At 58.5% G+C, this 17,629-nt stretch carries 13 protein-coding genes; 4 read left to right on the top strand and 9 right to left on the bottom strand.

Going from position 1 to position 17,629, the window contains the following annotated elements; all coding sequences use genetic code 11:
- Positions 1-30: 30 nt before the first annotated feature.
- The 4 genes from ACYZTM_RS01245 to ACYZTM_RS01230 all read right to left on the bottom strand — a co-directional run bounded on the left by ACYZTM_RS01245 (position 31) and on the right by ACYZTM_RS01230 (position 5,237).
- Positions 31-2,433: an aldehyde dehydrogenase family protein gene (locus ACYZTM_RS01245; RefSeq protein ID WP_461986497.1), complete on the bottom strand. Its 2,403-nt coding sequence runs from the start codon at positions 2,431-2,433 to the stop codon at positions 31-33.
- Between the two features lies 1 nt (position 2,434).
- Complete coding sequence (locus ACYZTM_RS01240) at positions 2,435-3,565, bottom strand: LuxE/PaaK family acyltransferase (RefSeq protein WP_461986495.1); 1,131 nt, start codon at positions 3,563-3,565, stop codon at positions 2,435-2,437.
- 16 nt (positions 3,566-3,581) lie between these two features.
- Positions 3,582-4,823, bottom strand: coding sequence for an MFS transporter (locus ACYZTM_RS01235; RefSeq protein WP_461986493.1), 1,242 nt, complete (start codon positions 4,821-4,823; stop codon positions 3,582-3,584).
- 276 nt (positions 4,824-5,099) lie between these two features.
- Entirely contained in the window at positions 5,100-5,237 is a 138-nt protein-coding gene (locus tag ACYZTM_RS01230; protein ID WP_165557409.1) for a hypothetical protein, read from the bottom strand.
- 157 nt (positions 5,238-5,394) lie between these two features.
- Here ACYZTM_RS01230 and ACYZTM_RS01225 point away from each other — a divergent pair, with 157 nt between their 5' ends.
- Complete coding sequence (locus ACYZTM_RS01225) at positions 5,395-5,583, top strand: hypothetical protein (RefSeq protein ID WP_131058667.1); 189 nt, start codon at positions 5,395-5,397, stop codon at positions 5,581-5,583.
- A gap of 20 nt (positions 5,584-5,603) precedes the next feature.
- Here the strand turns inward: ACYZTM_RS01225 and ACYZTM_RS01220 are convergent, their stop codons facing one another.
- Positions 5,604-5,975 carry a fe2+ zn2+ uptake regulation protein gene (locus ACYZTM_RS01220; RefSeq protein WP_461986490.1) on the bottom strand — a complete coding sequence of 124 codons (372 nt, stop codon included), beginning with the start codon at positions 5,973-5,975 and terminating at the stop codon, positions 5,604-5,606.
- A gap of 244 nt (positions 5,976-6,219) precedes the next feature.
- Here ACYZTM_RS01220 and pvdQ point away from each other — a divergent pair, with 244 nt between their 5' ends.
- The gene (pvdQ, locus tag ACYZTM_RS01215) at positions 6,220-8,565 is read left to right on the top strand and encodes a bifunctional acylase PvdQ (RefSeq protein ID WP_461986488.1); all 2,346 of its coding nucleotides are present in this window, start codon (positions 6,220-6,222) and stop codon (positions 8,563-8,565) included.
- 56 nt (positions 8,566-8,621) lie between these two features.
- On the opposite strand, the gene ACYZTM_RS01210 is transcribed toward pvdQ, so the two are convergent.
- On the bottom strand, positions 8,622-9,623 hold the full coding sequence (locus tag ACYZTM_RS01210) for a FecR family protein (protein WP_131058664.1): 1,002 nt from the start codon (positions 9,621-9,623) through the stop codon (positions 8,622-8,624).
- 96 nt (positions 9,624-9,719) lie between these two features.
- Positions 9,720-14,588, bottom strand: coding sequence for a dermonecrotic toxin domain-containing protein (locus ACYZTM_RS01205; RefSeq protein WP_461986486.1), 4,869 nt, complete (start codon positions 14,586-14,588; stop codon positions 9,720-9,722).
- A gap of 223 nt (positions 14,589-14,811) precedes the next feature.
- Here ACYZTM_RS01205 and ACYZTM_RS01200 point away from each other — a divergent pair, with 223 nt between their 5' ends.
- Positions 14,812-15,852, top strand: coding sequence for an Ldh family oxidoreductase (locus tag ACYZTM_RS01200; RefSeq protein WP_461986484.1), 1,041 nt, complete (start codon positions 14,812-14,814; stop codon positions 15,850-15,852).
- 79 nt (positions 15,853-15,931) lie between these two features.
- Here ACYZTM_RS01200 and ACYZTM_RS01195 read toward each other — a convergent pair whose 3' ends face one another.
- On the bottom strand, positions 15,932-16,249 hold the full coding sequence (locus ACYZTM_RS01195; protein WP_131058661.1) for an ElaB/YgaM/YqjD family protein: 318 nt from the start codon (positions 16,247-16,249) through the stop codon (positions 15,932-15,934).
- 163 nt (positions 16,250-16,412) lie between these two features.
- Here ACYZTM_RS01195 and ACYZTM_RS01190 point away from each other — a divergent pair, with 163 nt between their 5' ends.
- Entirely contained in the window at positions 16,413-16,664 is a 252-nt protein-coding gene (locus ACYZTM_RS01190) for a hypothetical protein (RefSeq protein WP_461986482.1), read from the top strand.
- An 8-nt stretch (positions 16,665-16,672) separates the two neighbouring features.
- Here the strand turns inward: ACYZTM_RS01190 and ACYZTM_RS01185 are convergent, their stop codons facing one another.
- Positions 16,673-17,581, bottom strand: coding sequence for a LysR family transcriptional regulator (locus ACYZTM_RS01185; protein ID WP_461986480.1), 909 nt, complete (start codon positions 17,579-17,581; stop codon positions 16,673-16,675).
- Positions 17,582-17,629 lie beyond the last annotated feature (48 nt).

Raw genomic sequence — 17,629 nt, 5'->3', positions numbered from 1 at the left:
GAGTTGATAGTTGAAAGACAAACGAGCTGTTTATTTTCTGTTGTCGATCACCAAAGGTGTTTTTCCGCTGTGTTTGTTTCTGGTGAACCCGGATTCAGCACACTCATGAACTTCCACTGTTAAAAGCGCAGCGTTCACGGCATTGGCCAGTGCTTCATGGGTCAATAACTTTTCATAAACCTTTTCGGCCGCAAGGCTCGCTAAAACCTTCAGCCGTTCCCTGCCATCGGGGGCGTGGTCCAGGACCAGTTGAACAGGCATTCCGACGCAATCCTGCAGCGCCAACGGTGAGATGAATTCCGTGCCCATGCGTATCAGCTTGCCGTGGCGCTGCAGCAATTCGAATCGCGGAGAGTCGAGTCCACAAGGGCAGGCTCCGGGTATCCAGCGCCCGGTGTCGCCAACGTCATACCGGCGCACGGCCTGGCCTTGCCGGGCCCGGGAAGTAAACAGCAGTCTGCCGATCTCATTGGCTTGCACTGGCACATCGTGTTCGAGATGGACGATTTCCAGATGCTGGGTATCGCACATCAAATGAAAGACGCCGTCTGCCGTTGCCGTGCAGGCATGCCCCAACGGGCCGGCGTCGACCGAGCCATAGATCGCCGAGCGGATCGTCGAGACTCCGCAGCTTTCCATCAGGCGCAGGCTGGCCTGGCCGGGGTGCTCCCCGCCAAGGAACACTTTGCCGATGCCGGCGTACGCGCGAAGTCGGCTTTGTTCGTTGAAAAACAAGCGATGCAACGTACTTGGCATGCCGATCAGCACGGTGACGCGGTGATCAACGATCATCTGCGCAATTTCGCTGAAGTCATCATGGTGCGGCGCCCCCATGGGGAAATGCGTGACGCCCATCTGTTCCAGGACCTTGGTGAAGCTGGAGAAGCCTCCATACAGGCTGCCGCCGTAAAACAGGTTCATCACCCGATCCGTTGACGGGTCGAGGCCGGCGGCAAACATCCCGTCAGCCGCAGCGCGCATCTGCTGTTGAAAGTCGAGATAGCTGAACCCGGCGAGGGCTGGCGTACCGCTGCTGCCCCCGGAGCGAAAATACAACTGTGCCGCGGCGTTGATCGGCTGGGTCGTGAACGCGTTTTTGTCCATGATCGGTTCATGACGTGTATCGGGCGCGGAGGGGAGCGCATCGAGCGTAGCCCGGCCAGATACAACCTCCGGTGCCAGACTCACCGAGAGGCGGCGACTGAAGCGTGACAGCGCGTAGACGCCGTCGTGGGGCTCGCCGGGGTAGCCGTCATGAATCAACCCGCACGGCGCGATACGCGTGACGCCGGCGTTGACCAGCGTCCGCACCAGCCCAGGCGTCTCTGCCGGAGCGCAAATCAACGCGCAGCTTTGCAGGACCGTGCGCCAAGGCAATAGCGTCTCGGCGATCAAGTGTTGCGGCACGGGTTTGAGCAGCAGCGTACGAAACAGCGGTGACGGTGCGAGCGTTTGGTGGTGATCCCAGATGACTCGCCATCCTTCGCCGGCCCAGACCTGGCCGGTCTGGTTCGCAAAGCAATGTTCCAGTTTCGCCATGGCGGTGCGGGTGGTGATCTCCGACGCTTCCTGGTCTGTCGGTACCAGCGCTGGCCATTGTGAGGCACGGCGTGTGAAGGCTTCAGCCAGACGTTCACCCATGTCCCGCAAAACCGCCGGATCGCTGCTGTCCACCAACAGCCATTGCGGGCTGGAACACGCTTGCTGATCGAGACTGCACACCTCATCCACCAACGCGTCCAGCGTCGAAGGACTCGCCGCGTCGGGCGACAGGTAAGCGAAACTGATCCTGTGGCCCCAATCGATCCAGCGACACCCGGCCGGGATTTGCTGACGAATCGCCTTGAGGGCCTTTTCACCGCCCCAGGCGGCGACGCCATCGGCGTGGGTGCAGAGTTGCGCGATCTGAGCAGTGCCGACTGGCAGCACCGCAATGAAATCAGCCAGCTTGCCGCTGGTGTCGCAGTGCACCAGCGCCGCGAGTAACCGGGCGGTCAATCCTTCATCGCTGGAGCTGGGGCGCAGCCAGTTGATGTTGCCGGCCAGCAGGCTTTCCAGGACTGCGCAGAACGCCAGCATCGGCGCATTGCCCGGCGTCACGTGCAACACCAGACCCAGCGGGTGCCAACTTTCAAAACGCGCTTGCCGGTAATCGATACGCCGCAGCGAACGCGGTTGCACACCCAGCTCTCGGTCAAGCTTGGTGCCAAGGTTGCTGCGCTGGCAGAACTCGACAAGCCCCAGTCGTTGATCGTTGTCGAGGGGCACATCCAGCCTGCCAGCCTGCAATTGCAGGATGAAACGGGCCGCTGCGTCGATCACGGTGTCGCTGTCGATCGGTGTATTCAGCAGTCGCGGCAGTTGTCGGTGCAGCTCATCGAGCGCTGCTTCGAGGGTGATATCGTCACGCAGTTCGCCATTGATCAGGTACATATCAGATCCCTCCAATCAGTTCAGACGCGGCCATTGCGCAGCTTCGGCTGGCGGTCGTGCCGGCGCGTCCATGCAGTTCAAACCAGTCGGTCTTCAAGCCGCACCCGCAGCTTGCACCGGGGTGCAACGTCGCCAGATCCCCCATGACCACGGCGTGCGCGGGGCTGGACGAAATGTAGGGCGACACGAACTCCAGCAAGCCGCGCCGGCCGTAGGGCTGGACGGTGAAATCGGCTGGATTGCGCACGAAGACCTTCGAATAAACCGGCACATGAAAATGCTGGTGAGCGCACTGGATGTAAGGCACTGCATGCTCGACAGCGCCGTAGCCGTCCCGGCTGCGGGCCAGGTCGATGCCCAGTTGGCGGTTGATCCGCTCATACAATTGCGACAATGGAATTTCCTGCGCCGCCTGGGTTTTCCAGCCGCCACCGAGAAACACCAGTGACTCGGCCGGCAGCTTCAGGTCCGCTACGCCGGTGTCTTCCATGTGCTGCAACGCGTGGGAAAGGAAGGCAGGGAAGCCAAGAATGCGAACGGGTAAACCTTCTTCGGCAAACGCCTGCAAGGCGTGGATCACCCCAAACAGATCAAACTCATGACCGTTGCCGGTCAGGCGCAATCCGTAGGCGATACGGTTGACCGGCGCATAGCTGCACAGAAACTGGTCGGTGTAGGCGGTGCCCAAGGTAATCGCAGCCTTGGGTTCATAGCTCAGGAGCAAGTAATTGCAGGGACTGTGCGGAGTGTCCCAGCCGTAATGGCGAAAAATGTGGCTCACCATGCCTTGGGCAGCGGCCATGCTGCGCGGGTCATAACGCAGGCGACTTTTCTGGCCGCTGGTGCCGGACGATGTCAGTTCCAGCGCGCCTTCGCCCGTGGGGCCGTACAACAGGTGACGCTTGAAATAGTTGGCGAAAATCGGCGGCAGTCTTGACCAGTCATCCAGCGTCTCCAGGTCCTGTGCATCAAGACCGTTGCTGTTGAGCCAGCGCTCATAGCCAGGCGTGTGGTGACAATGAAACAGGCTGATTTCCGCCATGGCCCGGTCGAACAGGCCTTCAGGCACGGAATCCAGGCAATAGGGTTGCGTTAACGCGCAAAGCGCATCGGTGTGGGGTAACTGGATCATCAAAGGACCTATCGGGTCAGGCAGCAAGCGGGAGGTGGGAACGCCGCAGAAACAGGCGCAAGGGCAGCAGGCACATGAGCCCTGCGATACCCGCCATCAGGGCGAAGGATTCGTGGCTGTCGCCGGCGCCGGCCGCCGCAATCAGTGACCCGCCGCCGCCCATGACGGCGATGGAAATCATGCCGATCATGGCCGAGACCAGCCCTTTACTGTCGTCACTTGAAAACAGCGCGAGCCGGTAGAGAGCGGCATTGCTCATGCCCAGGCCGACGGCGTACAGCGCCAGGACGCTGATCAGTACGGGTGTTGCAGCGCCATAGAAACCGATGACAAGCAAGGTGATGAGCCCGCCACAAAACGGCCAAAGCGCGTATCGAATCAGTTGCGGCAGTTCAGTGTTGGCAATCAGTCGGTTGAGTATCAAATTGCCGAGAATGACCGCTGCAAACACCGGGATTTGCCACAGGCCGTACTGCAGGGGTGAAAGTCCCTGATTGTGGATCAGCAGGAGCGGCGCCAGTCCGATCCAGGCAATCAGGGGCAGGCTCATGACCCCCAGCGCAACAGAGGCGCTGAGGAATCGCGGGTTGCCGAGTAACGCAGCATAACGGCGTAGGGTGCCGCGCCATTCAAACGGCACCGCGGTCAGTCGCTGGCCGTCATGGCGCAAAGTCCCCACGGTTTCTGGCATGAACACGTAAAGCCCGAGCCAGACCAGCATGCCGCCGATGCCCAGCAGCAAAAACAGCTCCCGCCAGGAGAGCCATTCCAGCAACAGGCTACCGAGCAACGGTCCCAGCAACGGAGAGAGCAGCGCAACGTTCCCCAGCAACGCCATGATTTTTACCGCGTCGGCTTCGCAGAACACCTCTTGCAAGGCCGGATAACTCACCGCGATAACAAACCCCAACCCCATGCCCTGAATCAGTCGCAAGCCGTTAAACGCATAGATGCTGTTCACGCTAAACGCTGCGCCACAGGCCAGGGCGAATACCGCGCAACCGATGAGCAGCATCGGGCGACGACCGAAGTGATCCGACAGCGGGCCAATCAGCCATTGCAGGAGAATGCCGCCCGCCAGATAGAGATTGAAGGCGTAGGGAACATGACGCGCGCTGGCATTCAGTTCATCCGTGACGGTCAACATCGCGGGCATGATCATGTCGCTGGCCATATAAGTCAGAAGTTCAAACAGCGTAATGGCAAGGCAGAAGCCGAACACATGATAGGAACTGATGTTTATTAGAGGTTTGTGCATGGCATCCCTGTTCTTCTTCCTGAAGTTAAATAACGGGTCTTATTGCGATGCGCCAAGATAATCAAACGAGTATGAATACCTCAAACAGACTATTAAGACTGAAAGCTTCAATAGTTTTCGCCAGGTTTCGATGTGGAGAGGGAAGAAAAACAGAAGTGAAATTGCACGTACGAAAATGCCCGCAACAGGGCGGGCATTTGTTCAGCTGTGATTGGATAAGTTTCTTTTCTTACGAGTGGATGTTCAATTAATTACGCTCTATGACCTGAGCAACCGTTATCGATGCTGGTAGTAACCCGGTCCACCGCGATCGTAATGGTGGTCGCCGTGCCAGCCGCCGTGGGGGAAAACGATGCAGCCGCTCAGGGTCAGCAGAGCGAGCAGGGGAATCAGCAGTGTGATTCGACGGAACATTTGAAAATCCTCATGGTTATCGCCGCAATAAAGCCAAATCTCTTCATCGGCTGTAACATGAGACCCCGTTTGCAGCGTCCCATTCCCGCACACAGGTAGGGGCTTGGCATGCTTTCGGATACAAGCCGGATACATTTTTCAGGTTCAGGAACTCGCAATGACTCAATCGCAACGTTTGAAATACTCGATTCTGATCTCCCTGGTGGTATTGGGGATCATGTTCGGTCTTTCGTATCTGCAAAACACAGGCGTCATCAGCGAGAAGCTGTTTCAGTACATCGCCATCGGCGTGGCGGTGGTCGTGGTGGTGATCAATGGCGTGATGCGTCGCAAGGTCAAAGCTTGAGCGACGCACCTTTGAGCTGATCAGTCGCGATGAAGCATGGCTACAGCGTCTGGATGCAGGCTGTAGCTTTTGTCCGCATTGAGCGTGATCACGCCTTCGCTGCACAAGCGTTTCAACACTTCTCGCACACTGAGAAAGGACAGGGGAATATCCAGGTCCAGCAAATGGCCGTGCACCCCACGCACGCCCAGGCTGCGCTCGCTTTCGGCGGCGGTCAGCAAGGCGTCGATGACTTTGAGGCGAATCAGGCTGGTTCGCAGACCAAAGCTTTTGAGCAGCAATCTGATCCGTTCGTTGCCATTGCGCTCGCCCCGTTGACTGAAGACGCCGGCGCCCATGGCTGAGCCCTTTGGCGCGTTACCACCGTCCGTTGGCAGTTGCGAGTTGTACATGCAAAAACTCCTTTTCCGAGCCGGCCAGGAAATGTGATGGGTGCTCTCATTCAATAAGACGTACGAGCACGACAAATAATGAAGGCTCGAATGTAGAAAATTCGTCACCGTCGCGTCACAGGCCTGTGAGATGGCCGGATAAAGCGCCTTTGCGGGCCTAAATTTTTGTCGTGGGTTTCGTTCCTAGGGGGAGGCGCGGTGCGTGTTTGACGCAGGGTGTTTGTCTTTTCGATCAGGAGCGAGCGTGATTATTTCCAGGCAATTAACCAGGTTGAGCCTTGCGGGCATGTTGGTGGGGCTGAGTCTTGGGGCAAACGCGCGCAGTACGCCCGAGCAGGCGAGCGCCGACATTCGCCGCACCAGTTTCGGTGTACCGCATATTCGTGCCGAAAACGAGCGTGGGCTCGGTTATGGCATCGGTTACGCCTACGCGCAGGACAACCTGTGCTTGCTGGCCAATGAGATTGTCACCGTCAATGGCGAACGTTCGCGCTATTTCGGCCCGGATCAGCTGACGGTCGAGGAGCGCGAGAACCAGGTCAGCGATCTGTTCTTCACCTGGCTCAACACCCATGAGGCCGTCGCCGGATTCTGGAAGGCGCAGACCCCGCAAGTGCGTGACCTGGTGGAAGGTTATGTCGCGGGGTACAACCGCTCGCTGCGCGAACGTCGCGCACAGGGTTTGCCGCAGCAGTGTCAGGGCGAATGGGTACGGGACATCACCTCGCAGGATCTGGTCAAGTTGACTCGCCGTCTGTTGGTCGAAGGCGGAGTAGGGCAGTTCGCCGAAGCACTGGCCGGCGCCACGCCACCACAAGACGTCGCCCAAGTGGCCGGCGACGCGTCGTCATTTGAGGTAGCGGCTTCGCGCATGCAGCGCTTTGCCCTGGATCGCGGCAGCAATGCGGTGGCGGTTGGCAGCGAGCGTTCGTTCAATGGCCGCGGGATGTTACTGGCCAACCCGCATTTCCCGTGGATTGGCGGGATGCGCTTCTATCAGATGCACTTGACCATTCCCGGCAAGCTGGATGTGATGGGCGCAGCGTTGCCGGGGCTGCCGATGATCAACATCGGTTTCAACCAGCACCTTGCGTGGACCCACACCGTGGACACGTCCAAGCATTTCACCCTGTATCGCCTGCAACTTGATCCCAAGGATCCGACCCGCTACCTGCTCGACGGCAAGTCGCTGCCGATGGACAAGCAGACCGTGACGGTGAGCGTGAAGCAACCCGATGGCCAGACCCAGGCGTTGTCCCATGTGGTCTACAGTTCGCAATTCGGCCCGATCGTGCAGTGGCCCGGCAAACTCGACTGGGACAAGCAATACGCCTACAGCCTGCGCGATGCCAACCTGGAAAACGACCGGGTGTTGCAGCAGTGGTACGCCATGAACCAGGCCGCCAGCCTCAAAGATTTGCAGGCCTCGGTGCAAGAGCTTCAGGGCATCCCGTGGGTCAACACCCTGGCGGTAGATAATCAGGGACAGACGCTGTACATGAACCTGTCGGTGGTGCCGAACGTCAGTGCCGACAAACTGGCCAAGTGCAGCGACCCGCACGCCGGGGTGCAGATGATCGTCCTCGACGGTTCCAACAGCGCCTGTGCCTGGGACAACGACCCGAACGCGGCGCAAAAAGGTATTTATGCGGCGGACCAGTTGCCGCAACTGCTGCGCAAGGACTACGTACAACACTCCAACGACTCGGCGTGGATGGCCAACCCGGCGCAACCGCTCACCGGTTTCTCGCCCCTGATCAGTCAGGAAGGCCAGCCACTGGGACTGCGCTCACGTTTCGCCCTGGACCGGCTGAGCACGCTGAGCAAGGCTGGCCCGGTCTCGGCGGCGGATTTGCAACGGATGGTGATGGATGATCAGGTGTACCAGGCCGGGCAGGTGATGCCGGACCTGCTGCAAGTTTGCGCCGGTGATCTGGGCGCCGATGCCGCAGCGCTGGCTCCGTTGTGTGCGAGCCTCAAAACGTGGGATCGCAGCGCGAATCTGGACAGCGGGCTCGGTTTTGTTCACTTCCAGAATGTGATGGAACCGTTGCAGCAAGTCCCGGGCATCTGGCGAGTGGCGTTCGACCCGAAAGACCCGCAGCACACGCCACGTGGGCTGGCGCTCGATAATCCGCAGGTCCTCAAGGCGATTCGCGAGGTGATGCTGGCGTCGGTGGAACAGGTGAAAAAACTGGGGCTCAAGGATGACAGCCGCTGGGGCGACATTCAGGTGGTCAGTAGCGGCGGCCAACAGACGCCGATCCACGGCGGGCCGGGCACGCTGGGCGTGTACAACGCTATCCAGAGTGTGCCGAGAACCGATGGCAAACTCGAAGTCGTCAGCGGCACCAGCTATTTGCAGGTGGTGACCTTTGATGACAAGGGGCCGCACGCTCAAGGTCTGCTGGCCTTCTCGTTGTCCAGCGACCCGACGTCGAAGTATTCCCGGGACCAGACCCTGGCGTTTTCGAAGAAGCAGCTGAGCCCGTTGCCATTCACCGAGCAACAGATCACCGCGGATCCGCAGTACCAGGCGCAGACGATCCGCGAGCAGGATGAAAAAGCCGGGAAGGTGGCCGCTCAGTAAGAAGAGTGTAGTTCAAGCAATAATAAGGCCGCATCCCGCTGAGGGTTGCGGCCTTTTCAGCTTTTGGGGGTTTGTTGCGGGATCGAATTGAGCACCGGATTACCTTCCTTGTTACGGGTCAGGTAGACCGGCAACACTTTGGGCAGGGAAGCCACCAGGTTGTTCAGTTCTTTGATGTTATAGATGCCACCCAGACGAATCGTGCCAGTGCTGTAGTCAGCGACCATTATCGGTTTGTTCAGATAACGGTTGATCAACGGCAGTGCGTCGTTCAGCGCCAGATCATCGAGCACCAGTTTGCCGCTGCGCCAGGCCAGGGAATTGTCGTTGGGGTAGGTCTGGTTGATCTGCGGCGTGAAGTCGCCGTGTTTATAGCGTGCCTGCATCGCCGGCCCGAGACGCAAGCCGTCGCCCGGAAGATCGTCGTTGCTGCTGACCAGCACCGACCCTTCAATCAGGTTAACGCGCACCTGATCTTCATACATCCAGACGTTGAATTTGGTCCCGGTGACCCGAATCCTGCCGTCCGCTGCCCTGACAATAAATGGGCGAGCCATGTTGTGGCTGACGCTGAAGAAGGCTTCGCCTTTTTCCAGCGTGACCCGGCGCTGATCCTTGTAGTTGCTGAAGGTCAGCTCGCTGCCCAGGTTCAGTTCCACCTGGCTGCCATCGCTCAGGGTGACCTGACGAACCGTGTCACTTGCGTCGAAGTGCTGATACGAATTCGGTAGCCAGCCCATGTTCCAGCCGCTGTACGCCGCCAGCGGCAACGCCAGGGCGCAAACGGCGGCGGCAATGCCGACCGTACGCCACGGCGTGGCAGGTTTGAAGCGGGCAACCGATGGGAAGGCTTCGGGGCGCGGCAAATCCCCCGCGACTTCCCAGATCTCCAGCATGGCCTCGTACTCGAACGCATGCAGCGGATGAGCTTCACGCCATTGTTCGAAGGCGATCCGCTCTTCGGCGGTGCAGTCGACGGCGTGCAGACGCATGCACCAGTGCGCAGCGGCATCGGTGATGGCGTCATATTCGGCTTGCGAGAGAGAATTGTCGGTCATTGACTCATCCTGATTTCCTGCATTCTAACCTTGAGGGGAAGCATGCGAGAACAGCCGTCATGGCAATTAACCATCAATTGAGAATTATTTTTGACATCAGGGCGTGCTGACGTGCAGTTGGCGCCCCAATTGACTGACCAACCAGGAGACGCTGTCAGCATTACTTAGCTGCACGGCCAGCCTGACCAGTGGATCTTTCTTGAAAGTGTGGCGGGCACCGCTCAGGTTTTCTGAGCCAGTCAACGCCAGAATATGCGCCTTCACCCGATCCGTATCTTCATAAGACGTACTGCCTGGATCCTCCCACACACCGGTATCAGGATCCTGGGTCATAAACAGCTGGGTCAACGGCGTCTTGATCGAGAGTGCCGTGGTCTGAGCGTCGGTTAAGGCGCGTTTGAGTTCAGTTGCCGGGGGAGTGGCTGTTCCAATCAGCTCGGTGAACGGTCTGCCGGGATCGAGATAAGAAATGTCCTCGGTTTTACAGGCCATGTGCGACAGCTCATGAATCAAGGTCACTGCTCGGGCATGGGTGTGGATAGGGAAGGCCGCGTCGGTCAGGTGTTGGCGGTAAAGTTCGAATCCGGGATCGAAGAATCTTTCCGCGAGGTGAATTCTCCGGTTGGCGTCTGAAGCCACGATGAAGGCAAATGTGTTATGTGCGTCTTCGGTCAGTCTGCCGACCGCAAAACGACTGGACTTCGGTTTTCTGAGTGATGGCTCCAGCAGCGCGGTGAAAACGTCGCCGACGACTTTTTCAATCTTCTCGACATGCGCCGGCAGCACTTCCTGCACACCCATGAAATCCATGACGAGTTGATGCACGGGAGTGACCTTGCCGTCGGAAGTCTTCAGCAGTTGCAGATTTCGATAGCTGTTCCACGCATAAGTCGTTGCCAGGTCCAGCGCTTCGTCGATCTGGCGGGCCTTTTGCGGAAACTTGCGACGAATGGCGGGCATTCCTGTGGCATCGACGTTCATGCCCTCAAAAACTGATCGCGCGGTCTCCCATCGTCCGAACAAGCTGAAGCGGGGCGCGGATTTCGGCCCATCAAGCACCCATTGTTTCGATCCGTTCTGGCGCAGAAGCGGGCCACGGGTGTTCGTGTCGCCGATGCGCCAGTGGGTACCGCACTTCATGACCGGATACACCTTTCCTTCAACCGGCCCGTACTGTTTTTTTGTCGTTGGATGGGTGTAGAGCCCAAGCTTTGCGTCTGATGTCAGCGAACCCAGATCGACATTAATACTTTCATGGCGTTTCAATTTCGTGCGTTCGGGGGCGGTGACGTCGATGTCCTGCCATTTGAGCCTGGTATCGGGTGTTTTTGTCTCTGTCTCTGTCTCCGGTGTGGCGGGTGTCGAAGGCAGCAATGTCTCATTCCCCAGTGATTGGCGCAGCGTAGAGAGTTCGGCCATGCCGCTGATGAACTCTTTAATGGCGCCGCCCCATTTATGGGTTTGCAGGTCTTCGGCGGATTGCTTGATATCGCGGTAACTGCGCCACACCGTCTCCGGGTAGGCGAGTTTGCCCATGAAATACGAATAGGCCGCGTGCAGGTCTTCGCCCAGTACATGCTTGATGGTTGCCCATTCTCCCTGTTTGTTGTCATCGGACTGGCAACCGAGCAATCGGCCCAGCAACGCGGCGTTGTCATTGAGCAGATGTTTGAACAGGTTCCCCTTGATCGGATTGGAGGCCAGCGTAGTCACGGTGGAGAGATGACCCGTGTTCTTCGGCTCGGCTCTGGCAACACGGCGATGGGTGGTCGCCATGCGGGTCTCCAGCAGTATCCGCTCGGGCTGCGGCAGATTCAGCAGTAGCCAGTCGAGCAACGGTCCGCGGGTCTTCAGTTCTGCCAGCAGTTGCGCTTCATTTTCATATTCCTTAACCCCGTGTCGAGGGCTGTGAGGTGCAACAAGCACCTGGGGTGCCGCGCGATCAGCCGATGAGCCGATCAGATAAACACCGGGCACTTTGATTGTCTGGTCACTCTTGATCCCCAAAAACTCAAGCGGACGGATGATCGCGTGAGCACCGTCGACGGCTGCGCGGGCAATAGCGTCTGGCATGTCCATGACTTGCCGGATCAGATCAAATCCGGTCTTGCTCAGACGTTCCTGCAGATGTTCTGCATGGGCGTAATGCATCAACTGCCAAGGTAATTGAGTGTAAAACCGCTTCCTGCGGTCCGCGTTCGCCTGGGTGTCAGCCAAGGCGTCGCTTACTAGTTTCTGCTGATGCTCGCCCGGTTTCAGATTTCGTATCAGGTCCTTGATGTAGCGTTCGTCCATGCCCTCGGGAATCACGGTGGTATCCAGCGACACCAGTTTGAAATGGAGGTGATCCAGCTCATTGAGGTGAGTCAATGCAAAGTCAGTCAGGGTTTGGGTTCTGGCGGCAGACGTGGGGCGAGCGCTGATCTGGACCTGGACGTTGTCCGGATTGATGTTGAAGGTGGCAGCCTTGAGTTGTTTTTCAAGTTCGTGGTGTGCCGTGCGTTGCAGTGACCGTATTCCGGTCAGGTAATCCTGGTCGTCTTTAACGTTGTTGAGGTATTGCTGAAGCAGCTCGGCATGCAGAATCAGATCGTTGACGGGCGCCTGGGCCAGCCATGCCGGCAGTTTTTGTTGCGTCGTCAGTGACCGCGCAATGTCTACCGCACGGTCGAGCCCTGTCATCGGCTTACGCAGCGCCACCAGATTCAGGAGACTGGTCAGCGGCGTGGCGGAGAGCTTGGTCGCCAGCGCGTTGGTCAGGCACGACTGGTCCAGGTGCACATAGGGTTTTTGCAGATAGTCAAGAAAATGCCCATAGACCCGCTGCAGGGGCGCCAACGTGTAAGTCTTGCCAGGCAATCGCTCGCTGCGGCCAAGGTTCTCCAGGAGCGTTGAGCGAAGGTTGACGTCTGCGAGGCGTCCTCCGAGTTCGGTCAGCAACGGTGTCAACGCCTTGAAGGCTTCAAACCCTAGCGCTGGCGTCCACAAAATCGCCTTGCCCGAATGCACCGGGTCCAGGCCACCTCGCTCAGTCAGCACAAAACAACTGGCCAGTTTCAACGGGGCCGTTGCGTCGCCGGCCTTCAGCACTAGGGAAAATACCTCCGGCAAAAAGCCGTTCAATGCCGCTCGCTGCAGGTGTATCGGGCTATCAAGCACGGTTTTGATGATGGCCTGTTCCGTCGCACCCAAGGTGCGCGTGACGGCACGCAGCTTCAATTCACTGCGCAATGCGGTTGACAGGGTGTGGGTGAAACTCGATTGCAAGCTCGCCACGGAGTGGCCCAGTACGCGCTGCGCGTCGGCGATCGAGCGGGTTGCCGTGGAGATGGCCGGGTGTTTTTCCAGAAGGAGATCAAGCGCCTGCTCGACAGCATTGAGCAGCGACAGCTCCTCTTTGGCCGACTCGGCACGCACGGTGGCCGGTCGTGCGCTCCCGCCCCGGTCCACGCGTATACTCCAGCGCCCCGAAGGTTCGGGAGTCAGCAGTCGATCATCGATCAATCCCCGTACATCCAGTGCGCTGTCGAGCAAGGCATGGGGGTTGATCGTACCTGCGCTTTCGCGCAAGCGGCTCAGCGCATGGGACAGGTTGTCCTGCTGCTTGCCAAGAATGTCGACCATCAAATGTTTAAACACCGGGCCGATGACCGGTTTGCCTTCAATCAGGCGCTCAACCGGCTCCAACGCAAGAAAGGTGGCGCGTTCGTCCAGCGACATGAAATTGAGTAGCGTGTCTTCATGCCCTTCGGTTTTCATCATCTCCAGCACGATTTTTTTGACCGCCGGCAGATTGCTCGTCGCTTCGATCCCTCTGGAGGGGGTGTAGAGAAAATCCAAGGTGTTGGTGCCCCCGATCATCAAGGTCGAGGCCAGCTCGGCAAAGTGCTTGAAGGGCGCAGTCACACGCACTTTCTCGACGCGAAGCGGATCGTGCGCGTCAGGCGAGAGGCTGACTTTCATCAGTTGCAGGTAGTCCTGCGTCGTTAAAATACCGTTCTGGCGCTGGTGTAGAAGCTTTGTGTGAAAGGTGTCGCGCAAGCCTTCGGTGAAAAAATCCAGACGTGACAAGCCAATGCTCATTGAGGTGTTCCAGAACAAGGCGAGCAGGCTGTGCAGATGAGGCGTAAAGCTTTGCGCGATCTCCTTCACCGCGCTTTCCCATGCCTGGTTATCAGCGTCGCTGCTCACGTTATGCTCGGGATTGGCGAAGACTCTTGAATCGCCAGCGGGCCAGTGGTTGGTCAGGTAGAAATGCAGAAGCGCATCGCTCAGCGGTATCGACGAAATCGTGTGCTGGTCTTCGTTGCCGTCGAAGGCTGAGACGGTCTTCATGAAGCTCTTCAATTTGGTCAGGCGCTGGTCCAGTGTGGGGAATGCTTTGTGCAACGCGTGCTTGAGGGTGTCGTCCAGCAACGATTGCAGCGTTGGCGTCTTGAGCAGCTCATCCTTCATCGTCTTGATGTTCTGTTCCTGATTGCGATCGAGGTTCTGTTGCTGGTCTTGAAATACCGCACCTTCGATATCTTTGGTGGAAACATCGGGTGCGGTGGCGGCGGGTAAAACGCTGCGTTGTTCGATGGAGAGAAAGCGCAACAGCTCCCGCTTCGCTGTAGCCTGCGCCAGCCATTCCTTGAGCTTGTTTTTGAGGTCGGTCATGTCCGCAAACTTGATCAAGCCTTTCCTCGGTGTGTAGAGCGTGACCTCTGCATCGTCAGGCCGGCTCATGGCAAAGGCGCCGGCCAATTGAATATCCGGTGTGCCCGTCACCTTCAGCAACAGTTGGTAGACGTGCATAGGGTCTTTTTGCGCAATGCGGGCAGCGTGGGTGGCCAGGTAAACGTGCTTCAACCATTTCAGGTCGGCGAGTGTGAAATTCAGTGCTTTTTCTCGGTCACCGGGCTGTTTGGCAGTGGACGCACGCTCCGCCTCGTCGAAAAAGTAAGGCTTTACAGGTTCAGTCATGGTTTTTCCTCATGTGCTGCGATCAGCGGCCTGGCGCAGGCTATTGCTTGAGGAAAAACACTAAGGTCAGTGGAGTGCTTCGGTGCGGTACATATTGCTTGAGCCGAACAGGCGAGACTTGACAGGACGCCGGTAAAACAGCGCTTAATCGACGTCTGCTTCAGGTTGCACTGCAACCTCGTTTCCCTGGTGCCCGTACTCAATAATAAAACTGGAGCTTCAGATGACCGCAACGCCCGAAGTGGCCGTCAGTTCGACCACCCCATCGCTCGATTTCGATGAGCTCGTTCTATTGCTTGAGCAAATTTTCCTGCGCCATGGCACTTCATCCGATGTCGCTAAAACCCTGGCTTTGAACTGCGCCGGCGCTGAACGCGATGGCGCCCACAGCCATGGCGTGTTTCGTATTCCAGGGTATGTATCGACGCTCAAGAGCGGCTGGGTCAATGGCCAGGCCGTGCCAGTGGTCGAGGACGTTGCCTCGGGTTTCGTCCGGGTCGATGCCGGCAATGGTTTTGCCCAGCCCGCGCTCGCGGCGGCCCGTGCACTGTTGGTGGAGAAAGCCCGCAGCGCCGGGATCGCGGTGCTGGCGATCCGTAATTCTCACCATTTCGCGGCACTGTGGCCGGATGTCGAGCCTTTCGCCTATGAAGGGCTGGTGGCGTTGAGCGTGGTTAACAGCATGACCTGTGTTGTGCCCCACGGCGCCGACCGGCCGTTGTTCGGCACCAACCCGATCGCCTTCGCTGCGCCCCGGGCTGACGGTGAACCGATTGTGTTTGACCTCGCCACCAGCGCCATTGCCCATGGCGATGTGCAGATTGCCGCACAAAAAGGTGAACGCTTGCCGACGGGCATGGGCGTGGACGGCCTTGGCCAGCCGACTCAGGACCCGAAGGCGATTCTGGAAGGGGGCGCGTTGCTGCCGTTTGGGGGGCACAAAGGTTCAGCGTTGTCGATGATGGTGGAACTGTTGGCGGCGGCACTGACCGGCGGCAATTTCTCTTTCGAGTTCGATTGGTCGAACCACCCGGGAGCCAAGACGCCCTGGACCGGTCAGCTGCTAATCGTGATCGACCCGAGCAAGGCGGCCGGGCAGAATTTCGCCGAGCGCAGCCAGGAACTGGTCCGGCAGATGCACGGCGTAGGGCTTAAGCGCCTGCCGGGCGATCGACGTCACCACCAGCGAGCCAAGTCCAACGCTCAAGGCATTCAGTTGAATGCTCAGACGTTGGCAAACCTGCGAGAACTGGCAGGGCTCTGAGACCTGCACCATACGCGGGCATGAAAAAGGCGAGCATTGAGCTCGCCTTTTTGCTGTGTTGCCAGCGAAGCGTGACCGTTTAACGGCGACCCAGCAACAACCCGACCACCAGGCCGAAACCGGCGGAGATGGCCACGGTTTGCCATGGATGACCACCGATGTACGTCTCGGTCGCGTCGACCACAGGTTTTGTGCGGTCGCGAACACTGGTGACCGAGTCCCGGGCCTGCTGGAGTTTCTGAGCGATTTGCGCGCGAAGGGTCTCTGCTTCCTCACCCACCAGTGAAGCACTGCTCTTGAGCAGTTTTTCCGACTCTTCGATCAGGGACTGAAGTTCGCTGAATGCCTGATCCTTGATCTGGTCATTGGCGATTTGTGTAGCGGTTTTCCGGGCCATTGGGTACTCCTTGCAGGTAAATGGGCAGTGAACAATGGAGTCTTGCACGACTGAAAAAGTTGCAGCGGGTTTGCGTATCGACTGTGCGCCGAGGAAAAATCCGGAGTCGGACATTTCCTCCTACAGTGTAAGATGTCGCCTATTTTACGCGCAGGTAATTCCCATGAGCTTCAATCTGGCCGACAAATCCCTGGCTGAGCGCGCCGCGCTTGAAGATGAGAAATCCCGTCTGTTCGACCTCTGGCAAAGCAACCTTGGCAAATCCAAGGGCGAGGCCGCGCGGTTGTTTGGTGAGCGCGCCAAGCGCAAAGGCAAATGGGCAGAATGGGTTCGCTCGGAACTCGACGGCATGTCGCCCCCGGAATTCGCGAACATGGTACGCAGTGAAGTGAATCGCTTGATGGCCGCCAAGTAAGGCCAGCCTCAGGCAAAACTTGCGACGATGGCCTCGCGCACTTTCAACACCACTGGATCGAGCTGCGTGCTGGTGCGCCAGCCGAGTTCGATCGGGTAGCGCGGCAAGGCCAAAGGGCAGGGCAGTAGCACCAGTCCGCAGAGCGCCGCAATACTTTCAGCGGCGTGGGCCGGAATGGTCGCCACCGCCTGACTGCCTTTAAGCAAGTACGGCAACGCCGCAAAGTGTGTCGTCGAGGCGCACACCCGCCGATTCAGACCCAGCGCCGCCAATCCTTCATCGGTGATCCCGATGAAACCGCCCGACGACACCAGAATGTGTTCGCGGGCCACAAATTCTTCAAGACTGATTTCCGTTTGCCCCGGTGTCAGGCTGAGCGGGTCCACCAGGCACAGATAACCGCCTTCACCCAGTACCTGACGGCTGAGCAACCGCTCGGTAAACCCGCCTGCGGTGATGGCCAGATCGATGCTGCGTTCCATCAACGCCTGAGCGACGATCTGGCTGTGAGTCTGCCGGAAGATCAGGCGCAATTTCGGCGCACTGAGCGCAATCGCCTCGATCAATCGCCGCCCGTAGGCAATCTCGAAATCATCCGACAACCCCACTGTGACCGAACGTCCGTCGTAATGATTGGCCGCCGGATCGACCATCGCCAGGCTCTGACGGCATTTGTTCAGCGCGTCGCTCACCACCGGTTTCAACTGGTTGGCCCTGAGCGTCGGTGCCAGGCCACGGCCGGTGCGCACAAACAACTGATCGCCATACATCTCGCGCAGCCGTCGCAGCGCCGCGCTGACGGCCGATTGCGTCACGCTCAGGCGCAGTGCCGCGCGGCTGGCGCTGGATTCTTCATGCAGCGCTTCGAAGACTTTGAGCAGGTTGAGGTCAACCGTGGCGATATTCATATGGCTCATATCATTCAGCAGTGAATCGGGCTTTATTCATGATCCCGTGGCGCATGA

This window comes from Pseudomonas sp. MDT2-39-1 (assembly GCF_054898085.1).
This window is presented reverse-complemented; position numbering and strand designations above follow the sequence as displayed.